25 protein-coding genes are annotated in these 19,798 nt (G+C 72.4%); 10 read left to right on the top strand and 15 right to left on the bottom strand.

Annotated features, from left to right (window positions below; genetic code table 11):
• Positions 1 to 51 precede the first annotated feature (51 nt).
• Positions 52 to 897 (top strand): helix-turn-helix domain-containing protein, encoded by an 846-nt coding sequence (locus tag LTT61_RS01045; protein WP_233018026.1) that lies wholly within the window; start codon positions 52 to 54, stop codon positions 895 to 897.
• Positions 898 to 907: 10 nt separating this feature from the next.
• On the opposite strand, the gene LTT61_RS01040 is transcribed toward LTT61_RS01045, so the two are convergent.
• Positions 908 to 1,429: a winged helix-turn-helix transcriptional regulator gene (locus LTT61_RS01040; protein ID WP_233018025.1), complete on the bottom strand. Its 522-nt coding sequence runs from the start codon at positions 1,427 to 1,429 to the stop codon at positions 908 to 910.
• Positions 1,430 to 1,497: 68 nt separating this feature from the next.
• Here LTT61_RS01040 and LTT61_RS01035 point away from each other — a divergent pair, with 68 nt between their 5' ends.
• A complete protein-coding gene (locus tag LTT61_RS01035) occupies positions 1,498 to 2,454 on the top strand; it encodes an NAD(P)H-binding protein (protein WP_233018024.1) in 957 nt (318 codons plus the stop codon).
• Here LTT61_RS01035 and LTT61_RS01030 read toward each other — a convergent pair whose 3' ends face one another.
• From LTT61_RS01030 to LTT61_RS01020, 3 genes are all read right to left on the bottom strand, one after another.
• Positions 2,455 to 3,252 carry an SAM-dependent methyltransferase gene (locus LTT61_RS01030; RefSeq protein WP_233018023.1) on the bottom strand — a complete coding sequence of 266 codons (798 nt, stop codon included), beginning with the start codon at positions 3,250 to 3,252 and terminating at the stop codon, positions 2,455 to 2,457. It lies immediately after the preceding gene.
• A gap of 159 nt (positions 3,253 to 3,411) precedes the next feature.
• Positions 3,412 to 4,290, bottom strand: a complete 879-nt coding sequence (locus LTT61_RS01025; protein WP_233018022.1) for an alpha/beta fold hydrolase — start codon at positions 4,288 to 4,290, stop codon at positions 3,412 to 3,414.
• Between the two features lie 21 nt (positions 4,291 to 4,311).
• Positions 4,312 to 5,148: an AraC family transcriptional regulator gene (locus tag LTT61_RS01020; RefSeq protein ID WP_233018021.1), complete on the bottom strand. Its 837-nt coding sequence runs from the start codon at positions 5,146 to 5,148 to the stop codon at positions 4,312 to 4,314.
• A gap of 92 nt (positions 5,149 to 5,240) precedes the next feature.
• Between LTT61_RS01020 and LTT61_RS01015 the strand changes: the two genes are divergently transcribed.
• Both LTT61_RS01015 and LTT61_RS01010 read left to right on the top strand, forming a co-directional pair.
• Positions 5,241 to 5,810: a class I SAM-dependent methyltransferase gene (locus tag LTT61_RS01015; protein WP_233018020.1), complete on the top strand. Its 570-nt coding sequence runs from the start codon at positions 5,241 to 5,243 to the stop codon at positions 5,808 to 5,810.
• A gap of 105 nt (positions 5,811 to 5,915) precedes the next feature.
• Entirely contained in the window at positions 5,916 to 6,746 is an 831-nt protein-coding gene (locus tag LTT61_RS01010) for an alpha/beta fold hydrolase (RefSeq protein WP_233018019.1), read from the top strand.
• Positions 6,747 to 6,797: 51 nt separating this feature from the next.
• Here LTT61_RS01010 and LTT61_RS01005 read toward each other — a convergent pair whose 3' ends face one another.
• Positions 6,798 to 7,658: an SDR family NAD(P)-dependent oxidoreductase gene (locus tag LTT61_RS01005; protein WP_233018018.1), complete on the bottom strand. Its 861-nt coding sequence runs from the start codon at positions 7,656 to 7,658 to the stop codon at positions 6,798 to 6,800.
• A 60-nt stretch (positions 7,659 to 7,718) separates the two neighbouring features.
• Between LTT61_RS01005 and LTT61_RS01000 the strand changes: the two genes are divergently transcribed.
• A complete protein-coding gene (locus LTT61_RS01000) occupies positions 7,719 to 8,492 on the top strand; it encodes a TetR/AcrR family transcriptional regulator (protein WP_233018017.1) in 774 nt (257 codons plus the stop codon).
• 101 nt (positions 8,493 to 8,593) lie between these two features.
• Here LTT61_RS01000 and LTT61_RS00995 read toward each other — a convergent pair whose 3' ends face one another.
• Both LTT61_RS00995 and LTT61_RS00990 read right to left on the bottom strand, forming a co-directional pair.
• Positions 8,594 to 9,259 carry a TetR family transcriptional regulator gene (locus LTT61_RS00995; protein ID WP_233018016.1) on the bottom strand — a complete coding sequence of 222 codons (666 nt, stop codon included), beginning with the start codon at positions 9,257 to 9,259 and terminating at the stop codon, positions 8,594 to 8,596.
• Positions 9,256 to 9,483, bottom strand: a complete 228-nt coding sequence (locus tag LTT61_RS00990; protein WP_233018015.1) for a hypothetical protein — start codon at positions 9,481 to 9,483, stop codon at positions 9,256 to 9,258. Before LTT61_RS00990 ends, LTT61_RS00995 begins: the two co-directional genes overlap by 4 nt.
• Before the next feature lie 156 nt (positions 9,484 to 9,639).
• Between LTT61_RS00990 and LTT61_RS00985 the strand changes: the two genes are divergently transcribed.
• The 3 genes from LTT61_RS00985 to LTT61_RS00975 all read left to right on the top strand — a co-directional run bounded on the left by LTT61_RS00985 (position 9,640) and on the right by LTT61_RS00975 (position 12,195).
• Entirely contained in the window at positions 9,640 to 10,416 is a 777-nt protein-coding gene (locus tag LTT61_RS00985; protein ID WP_233018014.1) for a TetR/AcrR family transcriptional regulator, read from the top strand.
• Between the two features lie 180 nt (positions 10,417 to 10,596).
• Complete coding sequence (locus LTT61_RS00980) at positions 10,597 to 10,986, top strand: PLDc N-terminal domain-containing protein (protein WP_233018013.1); 390 nt, start codon at positions 10,597 to 10,599, stop codon at positions 10,984 to 10,986.
• A gap of 36 nt (positions 10,987 to 11,022) precedes the next feature.
• The gene (locus LTT61_RS00975; RefSeq protein ID WP_233018012.1) at positions 11,023 to 12,195 is read left to right on the top strand and encodes a damage-control phosphatase ARMT1 family protein; all 1,173 of its coding nucleotides are present in this window, start codon (positions 11,023 to 11,025) and stop codon (positions 12,193 to 12,195) included.
• A gap of 37 nt (positions 12,196 to 12,232) precedes the next feature.
• Here LTT61_RS00975 and LTT61_RS00970 read toward each other — a convergent pair whose 3' ends face one another.
• Positions 12,233 to 12,595, bottom strand: a complete 363-nt coding sequence (locus LTT61_RS00970) for a VOC family protein (RefSeq protein WP_233018011.1) — start codon at positions 12,593 to 12,595, stop codon at positions 12,233 to 12,235.
• Between the two features lie 106 nt (positions 12,596 to 12,701).
• Between LTT61_RS00970 and LTT61_RS32585 the strand changes: the two genes are divergently transcribed.
• Positions 12,702 to 12,824, top strand: a complete 123-nt coding sequence (locus tag LTT61_RS32585; protein ID WP_269821834.1) for a hypothetical protein — start codon at positions 12,702 to 12,704, stop codon at positions 12,822 to 12,824.
• 46 nt (positions 12,825 to 12,870) lie between these two features.
• On the opposite strand, the gene LTT61_RS00965 is transcribed toward LTT61_RS32585, so the two are convergent.
• From LTT61_RS00965 to LTT61_RS00945, 5 genes are all read right to left on the bottom strand, one after another.
• Positions 12,871 to 13,755 carry an aldo/keto reductase gene (locus tag LTT61_RS00965; RefSeq protein WP_233018010.1) on the bottom strand — a complete coding sequence of 295 codons (885 nt, stop codon included), beginning with the start codon at positions 13,753 to 13,755 and terminating at the stop codon, positions 12,871 to 12,873.
• A gap of 198 nt (positions 13,756 to 13,953) precedes the next feature.
• Positions 13,954 to 14,181, bottom strand: coding sequence for a hypothetical protein (locus LTT61_RS00960; protein WP_233018009.1), 228 nt, complete (start codon positions 14,179 to 14,181; stop codon positions 13,954 to 13,956).
• 232 nt (positions 14,182 to 14,413) lie between these two features.
• Positions 14,414 to 14,809, bottom strand: coding sequence for an SRPBCC family protein (locus LTT61_RS00955; protein WP_233018008.1), 396 nt, complete (start codon positions 14,807 to 14,809; stop codon positions 14,414 to 14,416).
• A gap of 147 nt (positions 14,810 to 14,956) precedes the next feature.
• Positions 14,957 to 15,703 carry an SDR family NAD(P)-dependent oxidoreductase gene (locus LTT61_RS00950; RefSeq protein WP_233018007.1) on the bottom strand — a complete coding sequence of 249 codons (747 nt, stop codon included), beginning with the start codon at positions 15,701 to 15,703 and terminating at the stop codon, positions 14,957 to 14,959.
• Between the two features lie 37 nt (positions 15,704 to 15,740).
• Positions 15,741 to 16,748: an esterase/lipase family protein gene (locus LTT61_RS00945; RefSeq protein ID WP_233018006.1), complete on the bottom strand. Its 1,008-nt coding sequence runs from the start codon at positions 16,746 to 16,748 to the stop codon at positions 15,741 to 15,743.
• 285 nt (positions 16,749 to 17,033) lie between these two features.
• Here LTT61_RS00945 and LTT61_RS00940 point away from each other — a divergent pair, with 285 nt between their 5' ends.
• On the top strand, positions 17,034 to 18,092 hold the full coding sequence (locus LTT61_RS00940) for an NAD-dependent epimerase/dehydratase family protein (RefSeq protein ID WP_233018005.1): 1,059 nt from the start codon (positions 17,034 to 17,036) through the stop codon (positions 18,090 to 18,092).
• Here LTT61_RS00940 and LTT61_RS00935 read toward each other — a convergent pair whose 3' ends face one another.
• Positions 18,093 to 19,118, bottom strand: coding sequence for a sensor histidine kinase (locus LTT61_RS00935; RefSeq protein WP_233018004.1), 1,026 nt, complete (start codon positions 19,116 to 19,118; stop codon positions 18,093 to 18,095).
• The gene (locus tag LTT61_RS00930) at positions 19,111 to 19,794 is read right to left on the bottom strand and encodes a response regulator transcription factor (RefSeq protein WP_233018003.1); all 684 of its coding nucleotides are present in this window, start codon (positions 19,792 to 19,794) and stop codon (positions 19,111 to 19,113) included. The genes LTT61_RS00935 and LTT61_RS00930 overlap by 8 nt, the downstream gene beginning before the upstream one ends.
• Between the last annotated feature and the right edge of the window lie 4 nt (positions 19,795 to 19,798).

The following is a 19,798-nucleotide window of genomic DNA, read 5'->3' as shown; positions in this document are numbered from 1 at the left end:
TTCTCGAAATTACGACATGAGAATACGATTCCGGCAAAGGAGGAGTCAACGGTGCGCGGATCGGCCCCGACCTCGCGAGTGCTCGACATCGTGGAACTGCTGACGCGGGCCGGGGCGGAGCCACTGCGGTTCTCCGACGTGGTGCGCACGCTGCAACTCACCCAGGCGACCGCGCACGCCATCCTGACCACGCTGTGCGAGCGGGGCTGGGCGGTGCGGGATCCGCTGGACAAGACCTATGTCCCCGGCCCGGCGCTCACCGCGCTCGCCGCCGGAGTCCAGGCGAGCCGCCCGCTCGCCGCCCTCGCCCGCGCGGCCGCCGCCGAACTCGTCGCCGCACTCGGCTACGCCGCCTCGGTCGTGGAGCGGGTCGGCGACCACCTGGTGATCACCGCCTTCCTCGCGGGCGACGACGACCAGCGCCCGGCCCGCCCCGGCGAACGCATCCCCTACGCCCCGCCCTTCGGAGCCGCCTTCGCGGCGTGGGCGCCCGCGGCCGAGAAGCGCGCATGGATCGAACGCGCCGGCGGTGACGGCACCGTGACCGCGCGGCTCGAACAGGTCCTGGCCCGGACCCGCGATCGCGGCTTCGACGTCGACTGGACGACCCCGGCGCTGATGCAGGCCGCTCAGCTCGTGGAGCGCCTCGACGAGGAGGGGCTGCCGCCGCACGTGCGGCGGATCATGGACACCCTGCTCGCCGAGTTCACCTCCATCGGGTACCTCTCCGACGACGACCAGGGGCGCGAGTCCCGGCCGGTCTTCAGCATCACCGCGCCGGTGCTCGACGAGCGCGGGAACGTCGCCATGATCCTCGGCGCGCACCCGATGCGCGTTCTGGATGCCGCGCGAATCGCCGAGGTGGGGCAGCACGTGATGCGCGGGGCAGGTATCTGACGTTCTCGGGTCACGAGGTGCCGGGGTCACCGCGGCGGCGGCGCTCTGCACGCAGTTCGGGATCCAGGCGCTCCCGCATGAACCGGTCGGCGCCGGGACCCGCGAGGAAGGCCAGGTCCACCTCGGACAGGGGGCGTCCGCTGCCGCGGTCCGTCAGGCCGGGGACGATCTCGGCACCCGTTTCCCGATCGGTCAGGATCACGCCGGGCTCCCCGGTCTCCGCGTGTTTGCGACCCCAGGCATACAGCGCGACCAGCACCGGAGACAGGTCCCGGCCCTTGGCGGTGATGCGGTACTCGTAGCGGGGCGGGGACTCGCGGTACCGCTTCCGCTCCAGCAGCCCGGATTCGACCAGCGTGCGCAGCCGCTTGGTCAGCATGGCCGGGGCGATGCCGAGGTTGCGCTCGAACTCGTCGAATCGGGTGAAACCGTCGAGCGCGTCGCGCACGATCAGCAGCGTCCACCAGTCGCCCACGTACTCCAGCGCGCCCGCGATCGGGCACCCCAACGCCTCGAAGCTCGTCCGTCGCACCCGCCGCTCCTTTCCTACACTGCCGAGTAACTATCATCATAGTAGTTACTCGAGCTAGGGTGAGCGGCATGTCCACAGGCACCCCATCCCCGACCGGCGCTCGGACCACGCTCGTCATCGGCGCGGGCGGGCGACACGGCGGCACCGGCTCGCACGTCGTGCGCCGCCTGCGCGAACGGCGCCACGAGGTCCGAGTCCTGGTGCGCACCGATGACGAACGCGCACAACACCTTCGCGACCTCGGCGCCCGGATCGTCGTGGGCGATCTCCTGGACCAGCCGACTCTCGGCGCGGCCGTGCGGGGCGTGGACGCGGTGTACTTCACCTACCCGGTCGCCCCCGGCATCGTGCAGGCCGCCGCGAATCTGGCCGCCGCGCTCCGTCAGGCCGGAAGTTCACCCCGGCTGGTGGTGATGTCCATGGCGGTCGCCGCCGCGGACAACCCCAGCGGGCTCGGGCGCGCACAGTGGGCCGCCGAGGAGGTGCTCGGCTGGGCGGGGCTGGAGCCGACCATCCTGCGCTTCGCGGCGCTGTTCTACGAGAACATCCCGCTGCTGCACGCCGAATCCATCCGCCGGAGCGGCGCCTTCGGCAACAGCTTCGGCGCCGCCGTCGTCCCGTGGATCAGCGGCCTGGACGCCGCCGATCTCGCCGTCACCGCCCTGCTCGACCCCGCCCGCTACCCCCGCGGCAGCACGCACTACCCGCAGGGGGCCGCCGCGCACAGCCACGCCGACATCGCCGCGCTCATCGGCGCCGAGACAGGTACCCCGGTGACGTTCACCGCCATCCCGGCCGCGCGGTGGCGGCGCGAGATCGAAGATCTGGCAGACAGCACCGGCACGGCGGTGAACAGCGCGATGGCACAGCACATCTCGGCCATCGGAGCGGGGTTCGCCCGGCTGCCTGCGGCCCCGCCGGCCGACACCACCGCGCTCGCCGCAGCCATCGGCCGCCCGCCGCAGACCTTCACCGAGTACGTCCGCGCGCACCGCCACCACTTCGTGCCGGCGCACGCTCGATGATCAGGGTTTGCGGGCCACCGCGCCGTAGGCCGAGATCGTCTGCGGACTGCCCACCTCGGTGGACCGGGGCCGCCAGTGGGTGATCGGGACGACGCCGGGCTCGACCAGCTCGAGTCCGTCGAAGACCGCTTCGATCTGCTCCCTGGGCCGGGGCACGTAGGGTGCGCCGCCGGTGCCGGTGTACTCCTCGCACAGCTGCACGTAGGCGGCGCTGTCGTCGGTGCCGTCCCACATCACCAGGTAGCTGCCCGACGGGACGGCGGCCAGCACGGTGCCGACGATGCGGCGCAGCTCGTCGTAGGTGCGGGCGTGGCCGAGCACGCCCATGAACATCACCGCGATCGGGCGGGTGAAGTTCAGGACGTTGCGGGCGTCGGCCACGATCTGCTCGGGTTCGTGGTAATCGCACTGCACGTAGGTGGTGACGCCCTCGTCGGTGGTGCTGGTGAGCAGCGCCCTGGCGTGGGTGAGCACCAGCGGGTCGTTGTCGACGTAGACGACCTTCGCCTCCGGCCGCACGGACTGGGCGACCTCGTGGGTGTTCTGCATCGTGGGCAGCCCGGTGCCGATGTCGAGGAACTGCCCGATCCCGGCCTCCCCCGCCAGGAACCGCACCGCCCGGATGAGGAACTGGCGCGACTGGACCGCCATGGTCGTGATGTCGGGGTCCACCGCGATACCGGCGTCGCCGGCGATCTTGTCGATCTCGTAGTGGTCTTTCCCGCCCATCCAGTAGTTCCAGATCCGCGCCGAATGCGGAATATCGGTCCGGAGGGCCGAGTCGGGGGCATCGGACATGAGCAGCACGCTCCTGATCGGGCCCGAGCCATAGCGATCACGGGCTGTCGAGACGAGTTCTTCGTCTGCGACAGTACAAGATTCGGTCGCCGCGGCACGCCGATACCGACCGGCTCGGCCCGCCGGTGACGGCCACCGGTTCGCGCCGCGCTCCTGCGCTCAGCCGTCCAGCGCGGTGCGCAGCGCGGCGGCGAAAGCGTCGGGTTCACCGTGCATGCCGAACTCGCCGCCGAGGAAACCGCTGTGGTCGCCGGGGAAACACACCGCCCGGCCGCCGAGCGCGACCGCGAGCGCCGCAGCACCGCGATGGGCGAGCTCGCCCTCGGACTTCTCCCCCACCGCGAGCACGATCCGGGTGCGCGCCGCGCGCAGCGCCTCGATGTCGTGCCGGTACGAGGTGCAGGTGCGGATGTTCAGCCCGACCAGCGGATCGCTGCGGTCACCGTCGTCCTCGGCGGGGAGCCCGAAGGCCGCGGGGTCGGGTGCGGGGCGATCCAGGTGGTCGGCGGGCAGCTCGCCGCGCAGCGACACCAGGGCGATGAACTTCGCCATGGCCGGGCCCATGCCGTCGGCGTAGTAGGTGGCGCGCATGTCGTCGCAGACGGCGTCGATGATCTCGCGGTCCGGCAGGAACTGGCTGCTCGGCGGCTCGTGCGCGACCAGCGTGCGCACCGGCCCCGGATGCCGGGCCACCAGCGCGAGCGCGTTCACCGCGCCGCCGCTGCTGCCGAACACGTCCACCGGCCCGGCGCCGAGCGCCTCGATGACGCGGCGCAGGTCGTCGGCGTGCTGCTGCGGGGTGTACTCGGCGGCGCCGTCGGTGCGCTCGGTGCGGCCGGTGCCGCGCGGGTCGTAGGTCACCACCGCGCGGTCGGTGAAGTGCCCGGCCAGGGTGCGGAACCCGCTCGCGTCCATCGGCGAGCCGGCCAGCAGCAGGGCGGGGTGCGGGCCGGAGCCGAGCTCGCCGCGGATGTCGTAACGCAGGACGGCGCCGGGCACCTCGAGGGTTCGGGTCTCGATGCTCTCGGTTGTGGTCATGGGGGTGTCCTTCCGGTCGGGTTACCGGATTCGACGGGGCGGAGCCGGGAAATTCATCGGCGTTCCCTCCCCTGTGTCCACCCGCCTGCGGTACGCGTGCGGCGAGACACCGCAGTAGCGGCGGAACGCGCGGGTGAAACCACTGGCACTCTCGAAACCGACCGCCGTGGCGACCGCGAGCACGGTCGGATCGGGACCGGCGAGCAGCGCCATCGCCCGCAGCAGCCTGCTCTCCAGCAGGTAGCGCCGCCACGTCATCCCGGTATCGGCGGCGAAGGCCCGGCGCAGCGATCGCGGCGAGGCGCCGATCGCCGCGCACATCTCGGCCAGGGTGACATCCGCGAGGTGCTCGGTGGTGAACCGCATCGCGGCCGCGACCACCGGATGGCGCGACGTCGGTAGCCGCAACGGCGTCTCGTGGTCGAGCGATTCCTCGACCACGCCTGCCAGAGCGGCGAGAAACACCTCGCCGGCCGGGTCGACGGCCGGGCGGTCGATGGGCCAGCGCCGGGCGTGCAGCAGCATCTCGCGCAGCAGCGGGCCGACGGCCAGCACCCTGACCCGGTCGCCGGCCGCCATGCCCGCCTCCGGGGCGAAGAAGGCCGAGACCGTCCGCACCCGGGTCAGGGTCGAATTGTGGTCGACCCCGGCCGGGATCCAGATCGCCTGGCGCGGGGGCAGCAGATAGCGTGCCTCGGCGGTCTCGACCTCCGCGATCCCCTCGAAGGCGTATTCGAGCTGGTGCAGATCGTGGCGATGCCAGCCGGTGACGAGCCCCGGCCCGGAGTCGAAGGCACGGGTCCCGGCCCGGCCCGGTGCGCCGCCCCGGACATCGCCGCGGGCGATTCTGGCCGCCACGGTCACAGAGTCGGCCGCTGGAGCCGCGACAGCCATGCCCGAATTCTAGACCCTGGATCCATCACCGTTGCGACACAGAGGAATCCGGGACCATGAACAGATACCACCTCGACATCCTGTCCAGCCCGCGGTGGGCCGCCATGCTGGAACGCGACCTGCTGCCCTGGATCACCTCGGTGGCCGAGCTCGGCGACGACGTCATCGAGATCGGCCCCGGACCGGGCCTGACCACCGATCTGCTGCGCCGCAACGCCGCGCGGGTCACCGCGGTCGAGATCGACCCGGTGCTGGCGGCCGCGCTCGCCGCACGCCTGGCTGGCACCGAGGTCGAGGTCGTACACGGCGACGCCGCCGCGACCGGGCTCACCGCCGACCGGTTCTCGGCAGCCGCCTGCTTCGGCGTGCTGCACCACGTCGGGTCGGCGATCACGCAGGACAACATCTTCCGCGAGCTGTTGCGCGTGCTGCACCCGGGCGGCGTCCTGCTCGGCTCGGACAGCTACGACGACGATCGGGTCCGCGCGGCGCACGTGGACGACCTCTTCGTACCGCTGGACCCCTCGACCCTGCCGGGCAGGCTGGCCGGCCTCGGCTTCACCGACGTCACGATCGACCACGGTGAATACGACTTCCGCTTCCACGCCCGCCGACCGGCGCGGTAGCGAGACCTCTCGCGGAGCTGGGCCGCACCCACTTGACCGACCGGTCGGTCACTGCCTAACGTCGAGTACAGCGCCCGGTTCGGGCGGGAGCGACGGGAGTGGACGATGATTCTGCGGGTTGGCACCGACCACGGGGAGATCGCCGTGCACCTGGCCGGCCGCGATCCCGCACGGGCACCCGGAATACTGCTGCTGCACGCGAACCCGGGCGACCACCGCGACTTCGCCGAGATCTCCACCGTGCTCGGCCGCCGGTGGGCGATCGCCGCGGTGGATTGGCCCGGGTACGGGCAATCCGGGGTGCGCGACCCCGCCGCCGTCACCGTGTCCGCCCTGGTCGCCGTCGCGGAGACGGTCTGCGCGGCGCTGTCGGCGCACGGCTTCCGCGAGCTGATCGTCGTCGGCAGCAGCGTCGGCGGCTATGTGGCGCTGCGGCTCGCGCACCGCGCCGATGTGGCAGGCGTGGTCGCCGTGGCACCGGCCGGTTTCGCGCCGCTCAACCTCGCCACCCGGCTGCTGTTCCGAATCATGAGCGGGCCGAGGACAGGGCCTGCGCTGGTGGCTCCGAGTGCGCGGGCGTATCTGGGGCCCGCGCGCAGCGGCGGGGCGCGGGCGATCTACGAGCGGGCGGTCGCGCTGCGCGATGATCCCGCCCGGCTCGCCGTCTACCGGAGCATCTGGGCGGCGCTCGCCGACCCCGGCCTGGATCTGCGGGCCGGGGACCGACCGGGCGCCGAGGTTCCGGTGCAGGTGGTCTGGGGGCGGAACGACCCGATCAACCCGTGGGTGGTGAGCAGAAAGGGCGTGGCCGAGGCTCTCCCGCACGCCGAGGTCGCGATTCTGCCCGCGCGCCACGAGCCCTACGCCGAATGCCCGCAACGCTTCCTCGACGCGGTCACCCCGTTCCTCACCCGCCACGCCGCGAGCAGTGCGTGAGAACGGTCCGCCGGGCCGGCCACCGGCGCGGACCTCGTGCGCCGAGCTCGATCACGAGGGTGCGAGCCCGAGGTGCCGGCGGGTCTCCGCGAAGACCTCCCGCTGGAAATCCGGATCGCGGGAGAGCGCGGAGGAGTCGCCGCGCCCGCTCGCACCGGCCCGGAGATAGCTGCCGGTGGGATGGCCGGGCAGCGCGGTGGCCGCGGCGAGAATCGTGCGCGCCGACCGTTCGGGACCGGCCATGAACGGCTTGCCGAGCACCCCGATCAGCCGCAGCGGGCCGCCCGCCCGCCGCTGGAATCCGGTGCGCACCGACCCCGGGTCAACGGCGAGCACATCGGCCCGCCCCGCCCACTCCCGCGCCAGCGCGTAGGTGAAGGCCAGGTCGACGAGTTTGCTCGTCCGGTACGCCCCCATCTGGGTCCAGCCGGACGACAGCGTCCACTCCGCGGCGGGGCGCGCCCCGCGCTCCAGGAACGAGGTCACCATGATCACCCGCGGCAGCGAACCCCGCCCGGTCAGCGCCGGTTCGAGCGCGAAGGTGAGGCCGGCGACCGCCAGGTGGTTGACCGCCATCGTGCGCTCCACCCCGTCGACCGTGAGCCCGTACCGGTCGAAGGCCGCGCCCGCATTGTTGACCAGCACATCCACCCCCTCCGGTGCCGCGGCGCGCACCTGCGCGGCGAGCTCGCCGACACCGGCGAGCGTCTCGAGATCCGCGACGACGGGGATCAGCCGTCCGGGCAGCTCCCCCGCCGATCCGATCGTCGCGCGCACCCGCTCCGGGGCGCGGCCGTGCACCAGCACCGTCCACCCCGCTCCCGCCAGCTCATGCGCCACCGAGCGCCCGATCCCACTGGTCGCCCCGGTCACCACGGCGACCGAATGTTGCTGTGCTCCAATTCGTTCCATTTCTCTCATTCTGCGAGTGCAGAATGGAATCGCAATACCAGAACTCGGAGGGGACGGCCGGTGCCGGTAGCGGCGGAGAGCTTGACGACCAAGGGGCGGCGCAGCCGGGCCCGGATCATCGAGGCCGCCTCGGAGCTGATCCTCGCGCACGGCGCCGACGCCACCACCCTGGAGGCGATCCGGCTCGCGGCCGAGGTCAGCACCTCGCAGCTGTACCACTACTTCGCCGACAAACGGGATCTGATCGCCGCGGTCATCCAGGCCGGGACCGAGGTCGTCGTCGCCAACGAATGGGTGACCGGGCTGCGTTCGCTGCGCGATCTGCGCGCCTGGCGCGACGCCGTGGTCGAGGGGGCGCGGGCGGCGGGGTGGCGCACCGGATGCCCGCTGGCCTCCTTCGCCGAGCAGATCGGCGACACCGACCCGGAGCTGCTCGAACTCGTCGCCCTCGGCCTGCGCCGGCTCACCGCTGCCGTGGCCGCCGGCCTGACCCGCATGCGCGACTCCGGCGAACTGCGCCCCGACGCCGACATCGCCCGGCTGGCGTTGCTGATCGTGACCGCCTACGAAGGGGGCATGCTCGTCGCCCGCGCCCAGCGGGACTGCCTGCCCCTCGAGGTCGCGCTGGACGCGGCGATCGACAGGGTCGCGGCCGAGGCGATCGGCTCAGCGGTCCCGGTCGTGTCGGCACCGGCGGTGGGCGCACCGGCCGAGCAGCTCGGGGCGATCGGCCACGCCCAGGTGGCGGCCTACACCTCGGTCCCCGGCCAGGGGCATCAGCGCGCGGTCGCCGATATCGCCGCGGCAGCGGTGCGTCGAGGGCGACGGCGGTGACGTGCAGCTCGCTGCCGCGCGCCCAGCGGTCGAACTCGTCGACGGCCCCGACGGGGAAGGACTTCACGGTGCCGTCGAGACGGGGTACAAGACGCGCTGCGCTACCGGACGCGCTTGTCGGTCGCGTCGGCCGGCGCGGCGCTTTCGGCCATGGGGGTCAGCACGGCTCTGGCGAAGGCGCGCAGTTCGGTGTCGTTGCGCACGTCCGGGTCGAGCGGGGGCAGGGCCAGGTAGGTGAGGAACAGGCGGGCGAAGACGTCGGCGACCCAGCGGGCCTGGCGTCCCGGTTTGCCGGGGCGGCCGCCGTGCAGGTGGCGGGCGATGAACGCGGTCCCGGTGTCGAGGAACTCGATGCCGGGGGTGGTGGCGAGGTCGAGCACGGAGCCGGGTGCGCTCTCGCCCATGCGGCGCAGCATGGGGTGCGCGCGGGCGAAGGAGACCGCGGCCAGGAATGCCTCCACCACCCGGTCGCTGGGGCGGTCGACGCTGTCCATGCCCGCGGTCACGGCGGCGAGGAAGCGTTCGGTCTCGCGGGCGACCAGGGCGCGCACCAGCTCCTCCCGGCTCGGGAAGCGGCGGTAGACGGTGGTGCGGCCGAGCGCGCTGCGGCGCACGACGTCTTCCATCCGGACCCGGTCCAGGCCGACGGCACCCGCCTCGGCGACCGCGGCGTCCAGGATGCGGTGCGCGGTCGCGTCGGTGTCGGCGACCCGGTGGGTGGCGGCGCGGTCGAGGAACTCCGACAGCGTGACCGGCTCTGGGCTCATCGGCTGATTATCGCCAACGGCTGCCCGGGCACCCGCGCCGGACCCGCGCGGAGCCCGGCCTGGCCGGCGCAGCGAGGTTCGCCCACGACCCGGCGGGTCAGCGGCGCGCTCGTGCGCAGGTAGGGCGCGAAGATCAGGGTCTCGGCGGTGATCTTCCAGGACACGCTGCCCGGACCGCCGCTGCGTCCCATGGTGGTGCGGATGTTGCGCTTGATCGAGTTCACGACGCCCCCTCGGACCACATGGTACTGAGCGAGCACTGAATGTACCACCCCGCGTGCGCCCCGCCGAGGTACACCTGGAACGTTTAGTACTCGAATAGTACCTACGTTACTGTTCCCGGCATGCCGAAGAAGGCTCCTGCAAGAACGCGAGAAACAGTGCTACGTACACCGATAGATCTCCCGATCGGGCGCCGCCCGGCACCGGCCGACCGGCTGCGGCCGGGGCCGGGCCACAGCCATCCCGCCGGCCACCGGCAGCGCCGGGATCCCGCCCGGCAGCAGCACTCCACCGCGCACAGCGGCGAGCCCACCCCGCCCGCCGAGCGCAAGCAGCTCCGCGGCACCGCATTGCGGGACAGGCTCGTCGAGACCGCGGCCGAGCTCTTCTACGAGCACGGCGTCCACGCGATCAGCGTCGACGAACTCGTCCGGCGGACGGGGACGGCCAAGGCGAGCGTGTACCGGCGCTTCCCCACCAAGAACGACCTCGTGCTCGCGGTACTGCACCGCCACGACACCAACTTCTGGGCCCGCTGGGACCGGACCGCCGCCCAGCACAGCGATCCGCGCGAAGAACTCGACGCCCACCTCGCCGGGTTCCAGGAGCTGGCGGCGCGCGCGGGCTACCGCGGGTCCGCGTTCGTCAATATCGCCGCCGAGTTCGGCCACGCCGAAGTCCGGCAGCGCTGCCTCGACCACGACCGCGAGCTCGCCCGGCGGCTGCGCGCGCTGACCGCACGCCTCGGTGTCGCCGACGGCGACCGGCTCGCCGCCCACCTCCACCTCGCGATCGTCGGCGCCTTCGCGATCGCCGGGCTACACCCCGCCGGGCGCCCGGCCGCACACCTCGGCGCCCTCGCCGACGCCATCCTGGCGGCTCCGGGAGCGGCCACCGTGCCCACCGCGCACCTGCCCGCCGGAGCCCCGGCATGAGCCGCGCCGCCGGCACGGGCGGCAGCTCGATCGGCGCGCCGAGGACCTTGGTCCCGGAAACTCGGGTCCGCCGCCTGCACCGAATCGTGGAGTTGCTGCTCTAGGCTTCGATCAGCGTCTCGCGCGATCGCTCTTCGCGCCTGCCGAATCGCTGCCGTGCTCATCGATGGAGGAGACACCATGTGGGATTCGTTCTGGGACTTCCTGTGGGCGGGCGTGGTGATCTTCGCGTTCGTCGCCTACCTCATGATCCTGTTCAACATCCTGGTCGACCTGTTCTGGCGCGACCACAAGACCTCGGGCGCGATCAAGGCGGTCTGGCTCATCGGGCTGATCGTGCTCCCCTACCTCACCGCGCTGGTGTACCTGATCGCCCGCGGCCGGGGCATGGCCGAACGGGCCCGCGAGTACGCCGCGTCGACCAAGCAGGAAACCGATGCCTACATCCGCGAGGCCGCCGGGCGCTCCCCCGCCCAGGAGATCGCGCACGCCAAGGAACTGCTCGACGCGGGCACCATCACCACCCAGGAGTTCGAAGCCCTCAAGGTTAAGGCGCTGAGCCACGCCTGAACCACCCCGCGGCCGAGACTCTGGTCGAATAGCGGCATGGTGCCGACACCCCCGACCCCGCAACCCATCCTCGCAGGCACCCCGGGCTCCTTCGCCCGCGCCGTCTTCCACGAACGCCACCCGAAGCTGATCGCGCGCGTCCTCGACGCCCTGCCCTACACCCCCGTTCAACGCGCCGCGCTGGAGGCACTGCTCGCCGAGAGCATCGCCGGGGAGATGCGGCCGCTGTCGGAGAACACCGCCGACCGCGGCCGCTGGCTGGGCTGGGGCGCCGAGCACTACGGCAAACCGTGGGGTGCGGCGCCGTTCCTGTGGGCGGAGAGCTTCTTCTACCGGCGGCTACTCGAGGCCACCGGCTACCACCGCCCCGGCCCCTGGCGGGGCATCGACCCCTTCGCCCCGTTCAAGACCGCCGAACTGCACGGCACCACGGTCACCGGCCAGCTCGACACCCTCGACCGGCTCGACGCCGTCGACCCTCGCGACCAGCTGCTGCTCGCCTGCCTCTGGGGTAATCGCGCCGACCTCGGATTCCGGCTCACGGCCACCGAGAGCGAGAGCTCCGAGGCGCTGCTCATCGACGACAGCGCCCGGCTGTGGTCGATGCTCGCGGGGGCGAAGGCACCGAGGCTGGACGTGATCGCCGACAACGCCGCCGGCGAGCTGCTGCCCGACCTGATCCTGATCGACCACCTGCTGACCACCGGGATCGCCGCCGAGGTCAGGGTGTGGGTCAAGCCCGCGCCCTACTTCGTCTCCGACGCCACCACGGCCGATGTCCTCGCCACCCTCGCGCTGCTGCGCGGGGCGCCCTCCCCCGCCGCCACCGGCCTCGCCGCTCGGCTCGCCGACCACATCGGCACCGCACGGCTGATCATCGACACCCACGAATTCTTCTGCGCCCCGCTGCCGTTCGCCGAGATGCCCGACGACCTCGCCCGGCAACTGGCCGGCGCGCGGGTCACCGTGCTCAAGGGCGACCTGAACTACCGGCGCCTGGTCGGTGACCGGCACTGGCCCGCCACCACGCCCTTCGCCGAGACAACCGGGGCGTTCCCGACAGCGGTCGTAGCGCTGCGGACACTGAAGTCCGATGTCGTCGTGGGGCTCACCGCCGAGCAGGAGCACACCCTCGACACCAACGACCCCGGCTGGCGCACCAGCGGCACCCACGCGCTCATCAGCGCCGCGCCCGGAAACCGGGGCTGACGGCCCGGGTTCCGGGTGCGAGGCCCGGCCGGCTCGATCAGGGCTCGTCGAAGTACTGCACCAGGCAGAATTCGTGGCCCTCGGGATCGGCCATCACCACGACCACGCCCTGCTCGTAGTCGTGCCGCTCACCGGTTTCCCGCCCGCCCAGCTCCACGACCTGGGCGATTCCGCGGTCGATATCGTCCACCGCGACATCGAGGTGCAGCCGCACCTTCCCCCGCGCGGGTTCGGTGACGGGCTGGAAAACGATGCGCGGCAGCGGATCTCCGCGCTCGCCGAGGTAGACCCAGCCGGGCCGCGACGGCCCGGCGGGCCGCTCGAGCAGTGCGCTCCAGAAATGTGCCACCCGTTCGACATCGAGGCAGTCGACCGTCACGCCCACCCAGCGATTCGCCATGCCGCCAGTATGGCCGAGTACGGGGTGCCGGCGGTCAGCACCGGCGGGGACGGTGAGCATCCGGTGCATCGGCCCCGGCCGCCGGGCCGGCAGCATCCGCCGGTAGATGAGGCAGGACAGCGTCGAGGTGTCCGCGACGTCGCGGAACCGCCGCGCGAAGGTGGTCGAGGACATCGCCGCCGGCCCGATCGGCAACACCGACCCGATCGCGCTCGGCTGCGGGCCGTGAACCACATCGGGTATCGATGAGCCCGCCCTCCGACCGCCTCGGATCGTCAGGCTTCAGGGATGACGACGCCGTACTGCTCGCGGGTGATCTGCTCCGGTTCGGGGCCGCCGCGCTTGCCGGTGTCGAGCGCGTCGATGGCGGCGAGCTCGTCGTCGGTGAGGGTGAAGTCGAAGACCGCGAAGTTCTCCCTGATGCGCGCGGGCGTCACCGACTTCGGAATCGCCTGCCTGCCCTGCTGCAGGTGCCAGCGCAGCATCACCTGCGCCGCGGATTTCCCGTGCCCGGCGGCGACCTCGGTGATGACCGGGTCGGTGAGGGTGGAGGTGTGCCCGCTGTCGCGGTAGAAGGTGATCCCGCCGATCGGCGACCACGCCTGGCTGAGGATCCCGTTGGCCTCGTCGGCGGCGAGCGCCTCGGACTGGCGGAAGTAGGGGTGCACCTCGATCTGGTTGATCGCGGGCACCACATCGGTGGCCTCGAGCAGCCGGGTCAGGTGGTCGGGCATGAAGTTCGAGACCCCGATCGCGCGGACCCTGCCGTCGGCGAGCAGCGTCTCCAGCGCCCTGTACGCCTGGATGGTCAGGTCGAACTCGCCGGGCAGGGCCTGGTGCAGGATCAGCAGGTCCAGCTGCTCGAGCCCGAGCTTGCCCGCGCCCTTGGTGAAGGCGTGCAGGGTCTGCTCGTAGCCGAAGTCGGTGATCCACACCTTGGTCTCGACGAACACCTCGTCGCGCGGGATCCCGGAGCGGCGCAGTGCCTCGCCGACCTCGCGTTCGTTGCCGTAGGCGGCGGCGGTGTCGATGTGGCGGTAGCCGGTCGCCAGCGCCGTCTCGACGGCGGTGATGGTCTGCTCCGGCGGGGTCTGGAAGACCCCGAACCCGAGCGCGGGGATGGTGACCCCGTTGTTGAGGGTGAAGTTCGGAACGGTCACAGCGTGTTCCTCCGCATTCGTAGGGTTGAGCTGTCGGGCCGGCAGAATCACCAGCACCACGAGTAGCAGCGCCGCCGCGAGCAGGATGCTTCCCGCGGTTGGCGACGGTCTCGACAACGCGATCTCCGACTACCACGAGTGGGACAGATCATCCCTCGACCAGGACAGCGACAGCGACGACGGCAGGCTGTGAACGGGTCAGCCAGTAGCCGAACGGCGTCGGCGGCGCACAGCGAGGGTCAGCAGGACAGCCGCGATGAGTCCCGGGCCGCAGTGCACCAGCAAAACGCCGATCAGGCTGGGTCCGCCCCAGTCCTTGCTGTAGGTGGCCGGGTCGGACATGTCGATGACGAAAGGCTCGGCGATAGCCCGGCCGATCAGATAGACGCCGAGCAGCACGCCGAGCCAGAAGAGGACAGTGCGCATGTCGCGACACTACGTGCCCGGCCGAAGCACACGTCGTTACTCGCGGCCCCGGCTCCGAGACACGCGCTGGAGCCGACGCCACACGATCTCGACCGAGGTCCTGTCGAAGCGGCCACACCTTCCCGCTCTGCTCCTGTCATCTCGCCCCCAGCACCGCCGGCGTGCCGCTGCTGCGCAGCGAATCCTGTTCGGCGTTCGCGCTGCCGCCGCGGATGGGTGAGCCGGACGAGTCTCAGTGCCCGCCGGCCATGTGGTCGATGCGAGTCAGGGCGAGTGCCAGCACCGGAAGGTACGCCGGCGCCCACAGTGGAGCGGACATCCAAACTTCGCAGCCGTCGGTGGCCGGTTCCACGCCGTGCGCGGTGGCGGGAACCCCCGCGACCGTCCAGGACCAGCGGCGTCCCGGATCGACGTCGGTGATGACGAAGGGCAGCGGCACCCCGACCGACGTGGTCACGGTGCCGCGGGCGCCTTCGACCACCAGCCCGCCGTCGATGGACGCGCCGCGCACGCTCGGACCCCAGCGCGGCCAGGCGGCGAGATCGGTGAGCAGCGCCCACACCACCTCCGGCGCCGCCGGGATGTGGCGGCGCACGGTCCAGCGCCCGTTCCGCAGAGTCGGTCCCATGCGTCCATCCTGGCGCGGAAAGCGGAGTGGGCTTGGATGCCGCGCGCCTCGGACAGGAAGGTGTGGGCGATTCACGAGGACGGCAATCCGCGGCGTGGTACCGATACGAACTCGGCTCGTGAACGAAGTATCAGCCCACCGCGAGCGCTAGACAGCGGTGCGGCCGCCGTCGGCGGGCAGGATCACGCCGTGCACGAACGCGGCCTCGGCCCCGACGAGGAACCCGATGGTCTCGGCGATCTCCCGCGCCTCGGCAACCCGCCGCGCAGGCGCCTGCGCGCCGAGCGACTCCAACCGCTTCGCACCGTACTGCGCGGTGGTGCCCTCGGTCCGCGTCGGCCCCGGCGCCACCGCGTTCACCCGCACCCCGTGCGGGCCGAACTCCGCCGCCCAGGATTTGGTGAGCAGCTCCAGCGCCGCCTTGCTGGAGGCGTAGACCGCCGATCCGGCGGTGCCGAAGGAGGCGACCATGGTCGAGACGTTCACGATCACCCCGCTCCCGCGGGCGGCCATTCCCGGCGCTACCGCGCCGACCAGGAAGAACGGCACCTTCACGTTGATGGCGTAGCAGGCGTCGAAATCGTCCTCCGCGATCGCGGCCGTGGCGCCGAAGACCGCGATCGCGGCATTGTTGACCAGGATGTCGACCGGTCCGGCGAGTTCCTCGGCGGCGCGGGCCAAGGCCAGCGCGTCAGCGGCGCTCGACAACTCCGCGCGGGCGAAAGCCGCCGCTCCCCCGGCCTCGCGGATCCCCCGCACGACCAGGTCGCCGCGTTCGGCATCGCGGCCGGAGACCACCACGTGCGCACCGCGCTCGGCGAGCAGCTCCGCTGTCGCCCGGCCGATTCCACTGGTGGAACCGGTGACCAACGCGACTTTCCCGCTCAACGACACGGGCCCATCCTACGAGGCGGTCCGGCCGCGGAGCGGTTCACCCGTGGGCGGTGCAGGTCGGTGTGGAGCCGGGGTCGAGGGCATCGAGAACGATCGAGAGCGTGCGCGGGGAGTACAGCATCTCGAAGTGGTCCGAGCGGTCCTGCTCGCAGCCGTCCTGGAGGGTGATGTTGGCGACCGACGCGCCGGGGCCCGCTTCGAGGAAGGTGGCCTCGTACGGGGTGCTGACGGTGTCGTAGCGGGTCCCGATCACGGTGTACTCCACCCCCGGCACGGTATCGCCGCCCGCGTTCAGCGCGGTGAGGAAATCCGAGCCGGCGAGCTGCTGGCTGGTGGCGCGGCCGACGACCGGCTCGAGGGCGGTGCCGCCGAGCTCGGCCACCGCCTGCCCGATGGCGCCGACCCCGGCCATGGTGGTGCCGTGATTGGTCGCGCCGATGGTGATCTCGCGGCGGACCACCGCGGCGCCGCCCCCGTACTTCAGGTACCAGCGCGACATCGGCCCGCCCTGGCTGTGCCCCACGATATCCACCGCACTCGCCCCGGTCGCGGCGAGCACCCGCTCGACGAACCGCGCGAGCTGGCGCGCCGAATCCGCGATGTCGCCGGAGCCGTACACGGCCGGGCGCAGCATCGGCATCACTCCCCCGCCTCCCGCCAGGTCGGCGGCACCGTAGTTGAACGTGAACAAGCAGTACCCGGCCGCGGCCAGCGGCCCGCTCAGCCCGGCGAATCCGTAGGCGTTGGACCATGTTCCGTGGACGAGCAGCACCGGGCGCGGGTGCGCCGCGCTCGGCAGGCACGACCAGTCGTTGGTGCCGGGCGGTGCGACATCGGGCCGGGTCCGCGCGTATCTCGTCGCGGCGGCCCAGGATGTCTGGACCGGACCGAAACCCACGGTGTCGACCGAACCCGGCGCGAAGTTGCCGGAGGGCCGGCCGGGGTCGGCGACCGCGGGGCCGATCCCCACCGCGGCGATCACGAAGAGCGCCGTTCCGGCGATGATCGCGGCCCTGACGTAGTGGCGACGCTGGCCTCGGTGCACGTGCGACCTTCCCCGGAGCGGTATCGGTGATCTCGTCGGACGATCGGGAGACTAAGTCGCGCAGCCGCACTCGGGTGCCGATAGGTCATTGTCAAGGGGTATTACCGTCCGGATGCCGGATTCGACGTCGCGTAACATTCGGCGACCCGCACGACCCCGCCCTCCGGTACACCACCGGGCGGAAGCAACCCTCGATGCCGGACCGCGCGCTCCAGGTCGTGACGAAACAGTGACGGCCGGACTGTCGCGGCAGCTCCGGCCCCGCCACCGGACGACAATCGGGCCATGACGCTCCGCATTCTGCTGACCGGCGCGGCCGGGTTCATCGGCGCGCAGGTGCACCGCGCGCTGACCGCGGCCGGGCACGACGTGATCGCCACCGACCTCATGCTGCCCGCGGCGCACGGCCCGGACGCCCCCGCGCCGGACGGGGTCCACCGGGTCGATGTCCGCGACCGGGACGCCCTGGCCCCGCTGCTGCACGGGGTCGATGTGGTGTGCCACCAAGCCGCCGTGGTCGGAGCCGGGGTGAGCGTGGCCGACGCGCCCGCCTACGCCGCGCACAACGACCTCGGCACCGCGGTGCTGCTCGCCGCCATGGCCGAGGCAGGCTGTTCCCGGCTGGTGCTGGCATCGTCGATGGTGGTCTACGGCGAGGGCCGCTACCGCGCGGCGGACGGCGGGATCGTCGAGGTCGGCCTGCGGGACCGCGCCGACCTCGCGGCCGGGCACTTCGATCATCGGAGCGCAGGCGAGGAGCTGGACTGGGAGCTCGTCCCCGAGGCGGCTTCGCTGCGCCCGCGCAGCCTCTACGCGGCGAGCAAGGTCGCCCAGGAGCACTACGCGGTCGCGTGGGTCGCGGCCACCGGCGGTTCGGTGACCGCGCTGCGCTACCACAACGTCTACGGCCCGGACATGCCGCGCGACACCCCGTACTCCGGGGTCGCGGCCATCTTCCGCTCGGCGCTGGAGGCGGGGCAACCACCCCGGGTGTTCGAAGACGGCGCGCAGGCGCGGGATTTCGTGCACGTCACCGATATCGCCGCGGCGAATCTGGCCGCCGTCGAGCGGCCGCTGCCCGGGTTCACCGCGCTCAATGTGTGCTCCGGGCATCCGATCACGATCGGCGCGGTGGCCGCGGTGCTGGCCGAGGCGCGCGGCGGCCCGGCGCCGGTGGTCACCGGGGAGTTCCGGCCCGGCGATGTGCGGCACATCGTGGCGAGCCCGGAGGCGGCGCGGCGGCTGCTCGGTTTCTCGGCCCGGGTGCGGCCGGAACGGGGGCTGGCCGAGTTCGCCTTCGCGCCGCTGCGGCTCGCCGCCGGGGCGGGTGCGCCGACGCTGTGATCAGTACCGCGGCAGCGGCAGCCGGACCTCGAAGCGGCAGCCGCGCTCGCGGTTCTCCGCGGTGATGTCGCCCGCGTGCGCGCGCACCAGCCCGGCGGCGATGGCCAGCCCCATGCCGCTGCCGACGGGCAGTCCGTCCGCGGCGACCGGGGAGCGGGCGGCGGTGCCGCGGTAGGCGATGTCGAAGATGCGCGGCAGGTCGAGCTCGGCGATGCCGGGGCCGGTGTCGTCCACCCGCGCCCACGCGTGCCCGGCGCCCGCCCCCGCGGAGATCGCGACCCGGCCGCCGGGCGGGGTGTGCGCGATGGCATTGCAGACCAGGTTGGTGAGCACCCGGACCAGCGCGCGGTCGTCGGCGGCGACGGTGAGCCGGGTCTCGGGGTGCTCGGCGTGCAGCGCGACGTCGGCGCGTTCGGCGGTGGTGCGGTTGGCGGCCAGCACCTCGTCGACCAGTTCGCGCAGGTCGACCGGTTCCAGCTCGAGCCGCAGCGCGCCCGCGCTGATCTTGGACATCTCGAACAGGTCGTCGACCATGCCGGAGAGCCGGTGCACCTCCCGGCCGATCTGGCCGGCGTAGCGGGTGACGTCGGCGTCACCGGCGACCACCCCGTCGGCGAGCGCCTCGGACATGGCCCTGATCCCGGCCAGCGGGGTCCGCAGGTCGTGGCTGACCCAGGCGACGAGTTCCCGGCGCGACTGCTCGGCGGCCCGCTCCTGCTCACGAATCTGTTTCTCCCACACGGTCTTGCGTGCCTGCTGCCGACCGAGCAGGACGGCGGCGGGCACGGTGACCGCGGCAACGACCCCGAGCACGACCAGCGTGCGGTGCAGCTCCTCGGTGAACATCAGCCCGCTGACGGCGACCATGCCCGCCAGCGCCGAGAGGATCGGGATCAGCACCAGCGCCACCATGCTGGTGGTCAGCGAGCGATTCCCGGTGTAGCGCAGCACGATCGCCCCGGCCAGCACCACCGGCAGCGAGCCTGCGGCGGTGTAACCGATCAGCTGGGCGGTCGACTCATCCATCGGCGGGCTCCCGGCGCCAGGCATAGCCCCTACCCCAGACGGTGTCGATGCGGTGCCGGTCGCCGAGTTTGGCGCGCAGCCGTTTCACGTGCACGGTCACCGTGGAGAGGTCGCCGAAATCCCAGCCCCACACCCGGGCGAGCAGCTCCTCGCGGGCGAAGACCGCACCCGGGTGGCGCAGCAGGAACTCCAGCAGGTCGAATTCGCGCGGGGTCAGCTCCACCGCGCTGCCGTGCACCGCGACGAAGCGGGCCGCCGGGCGCAGCTCGATCGGGCCGTCGCGCAGCACCCCGCGGTCGGGCGCGGGCGCGGGGCGGGCGCGGCGCAGCACCGAGGCGACCCGCAGCGCCAGCTCGCGCGGGCTGAACGGCTTGGTCACGTAGTCGTCGGCGCCCGCCTCCAGCCCGATCACCCGGTCCTCCTCCTCGCCGAGCGCGGTGAGCAGGATGACCGGCAGGTCCGGGCGCGGGCCCGCGCGCACGGCGCGGCAGATGTCGATGCCGTCGGGGGCGGGCATCATGACGTCGAGCACGGCGAGCTCGACCTCCGCGTCGCGCAGCGCGGCGGTGGTCGCGGCGCCGTCGGCCGTCTCCAGCACGGTCAGCCCGTCGCGCTCGAGGTAGCGCCGCACCACCTCACGGACCACGGGGTCGTCATCGGCGACGAGAATGCACACGGTG

It is taken from the genome of Nocardia asteroides, from assembly GCF_021183625.1.
Lineage (GTDB): Bacteria > Actinomycetota > Actinomycetes > Mycobacteriales > Mycobacteriaceae > Nocardia > Nocardia asteroides_A.
This window is presented reverse-complemented; position numbering and strand designations above follow the sequence as displayed.

Coding starts and splice junctions, on each gene's coding strand:
- LTT61_RS01035 (WP_233018024.1), top strand. CDS start 1,498: ATGTCCACAGGCACCCCATCCCCGACCGGCGCTCGGACCACGCTCGTC.
- LTT61_RS01030 (WP_233018023.1), bottom strand. CDS start 3,252: ATGTCCGATGCCCCCGACTCGGCCCTCCGGACCGATATTCCGCATTCG.
- LTT61_RS01025 (WP_233018022.1), bottom strand. CDS start 4,290: ATGACCACAACCGAGAGCATCGAGACCCGAACCCTCGAGGTGCCCGGC.
- LTT61_RS01015 (WP_233018020.1), top strand. CDS start 5,241: ATGAACAGATACCACCTCGACATCCTGTCCAGCCCGCGGTGGGCCGCC.
- LTT61_RS01010 (WP_233018019.1), top strand. CDS start 5,916: ATGATTCTGCGGGTTGGCACCGACCACGGGGAGATCGCCGTGCACCTG.
- LTT61_RS01005 (WP_233018018.1), bottom strand. CDS start 7,658: ATGGAACGAATTGGAGCACAGCAACATTCGGTCGCCGTGGTGACCGGG.
- LTT61_RS00995 (WP_233018016.1), bottom strand. CDS start 9,259: ATGAGCCCAGAGCCGGTCACGCTGTCGGAGTTCCTCGACCGCGCCGCC.
- LTT61_RS00980 (WP_233018013.1), top strand. CDS start 10,597: ATGTGGGATTCGTTCTGGGACTTCCTGTGGGCGGGCGTGGTGATCTTC.
- LTT61_RS00975 (WP_233018012.1), top strand. CDS start 11,023: ATGGTGCCGACACCCCCGACCCCGCAACCCATCCTCGCAGGCACCCCG.
- LTT61_RS00970 (WP_233018011.1), bottom strand. CDS start 12,595: ATGGCGAATCGCTGGGTGGGCGTGACGGTCGACTGCCTCGATGTCGAA.
- LTT61_RS32585 (WP_269821834.1), top strand. CDS start 12,702: ATGAGGCAGGACAGCGTCGAGGTGTCCGCGACGTCGCGGAACCGCCGC.
- LTT61_RS00960 (WP_233018009.1), bottom strand. CDS start 14,181: ATGCGCACTGTCCTCTTCTGGCTCGGCGTGCTGCTCGGCGTCTATCTG.
- LTT61_RS00955 (WP_233018008.1), bottom strand. CDS start 14,809: ATGGGACCGACTCTGCGGAACGGGCGCTGGACCGTGCGCCGCCACATC.
- LTT61_RS00940 (WP_233018005.1), top strand. CDS start 17,034: ATGACGCTCCGCATTCTGCTGACCGGCGCGGCCGGGTTCATCGGCGCG.
- LTT61_RS00935 (WP_233018004.1), bottom strand. CDS start 19,118: ATGGATGAGTCGACCGCCCAGCTGATCGGTTACACCGCCGCAGGCTCG.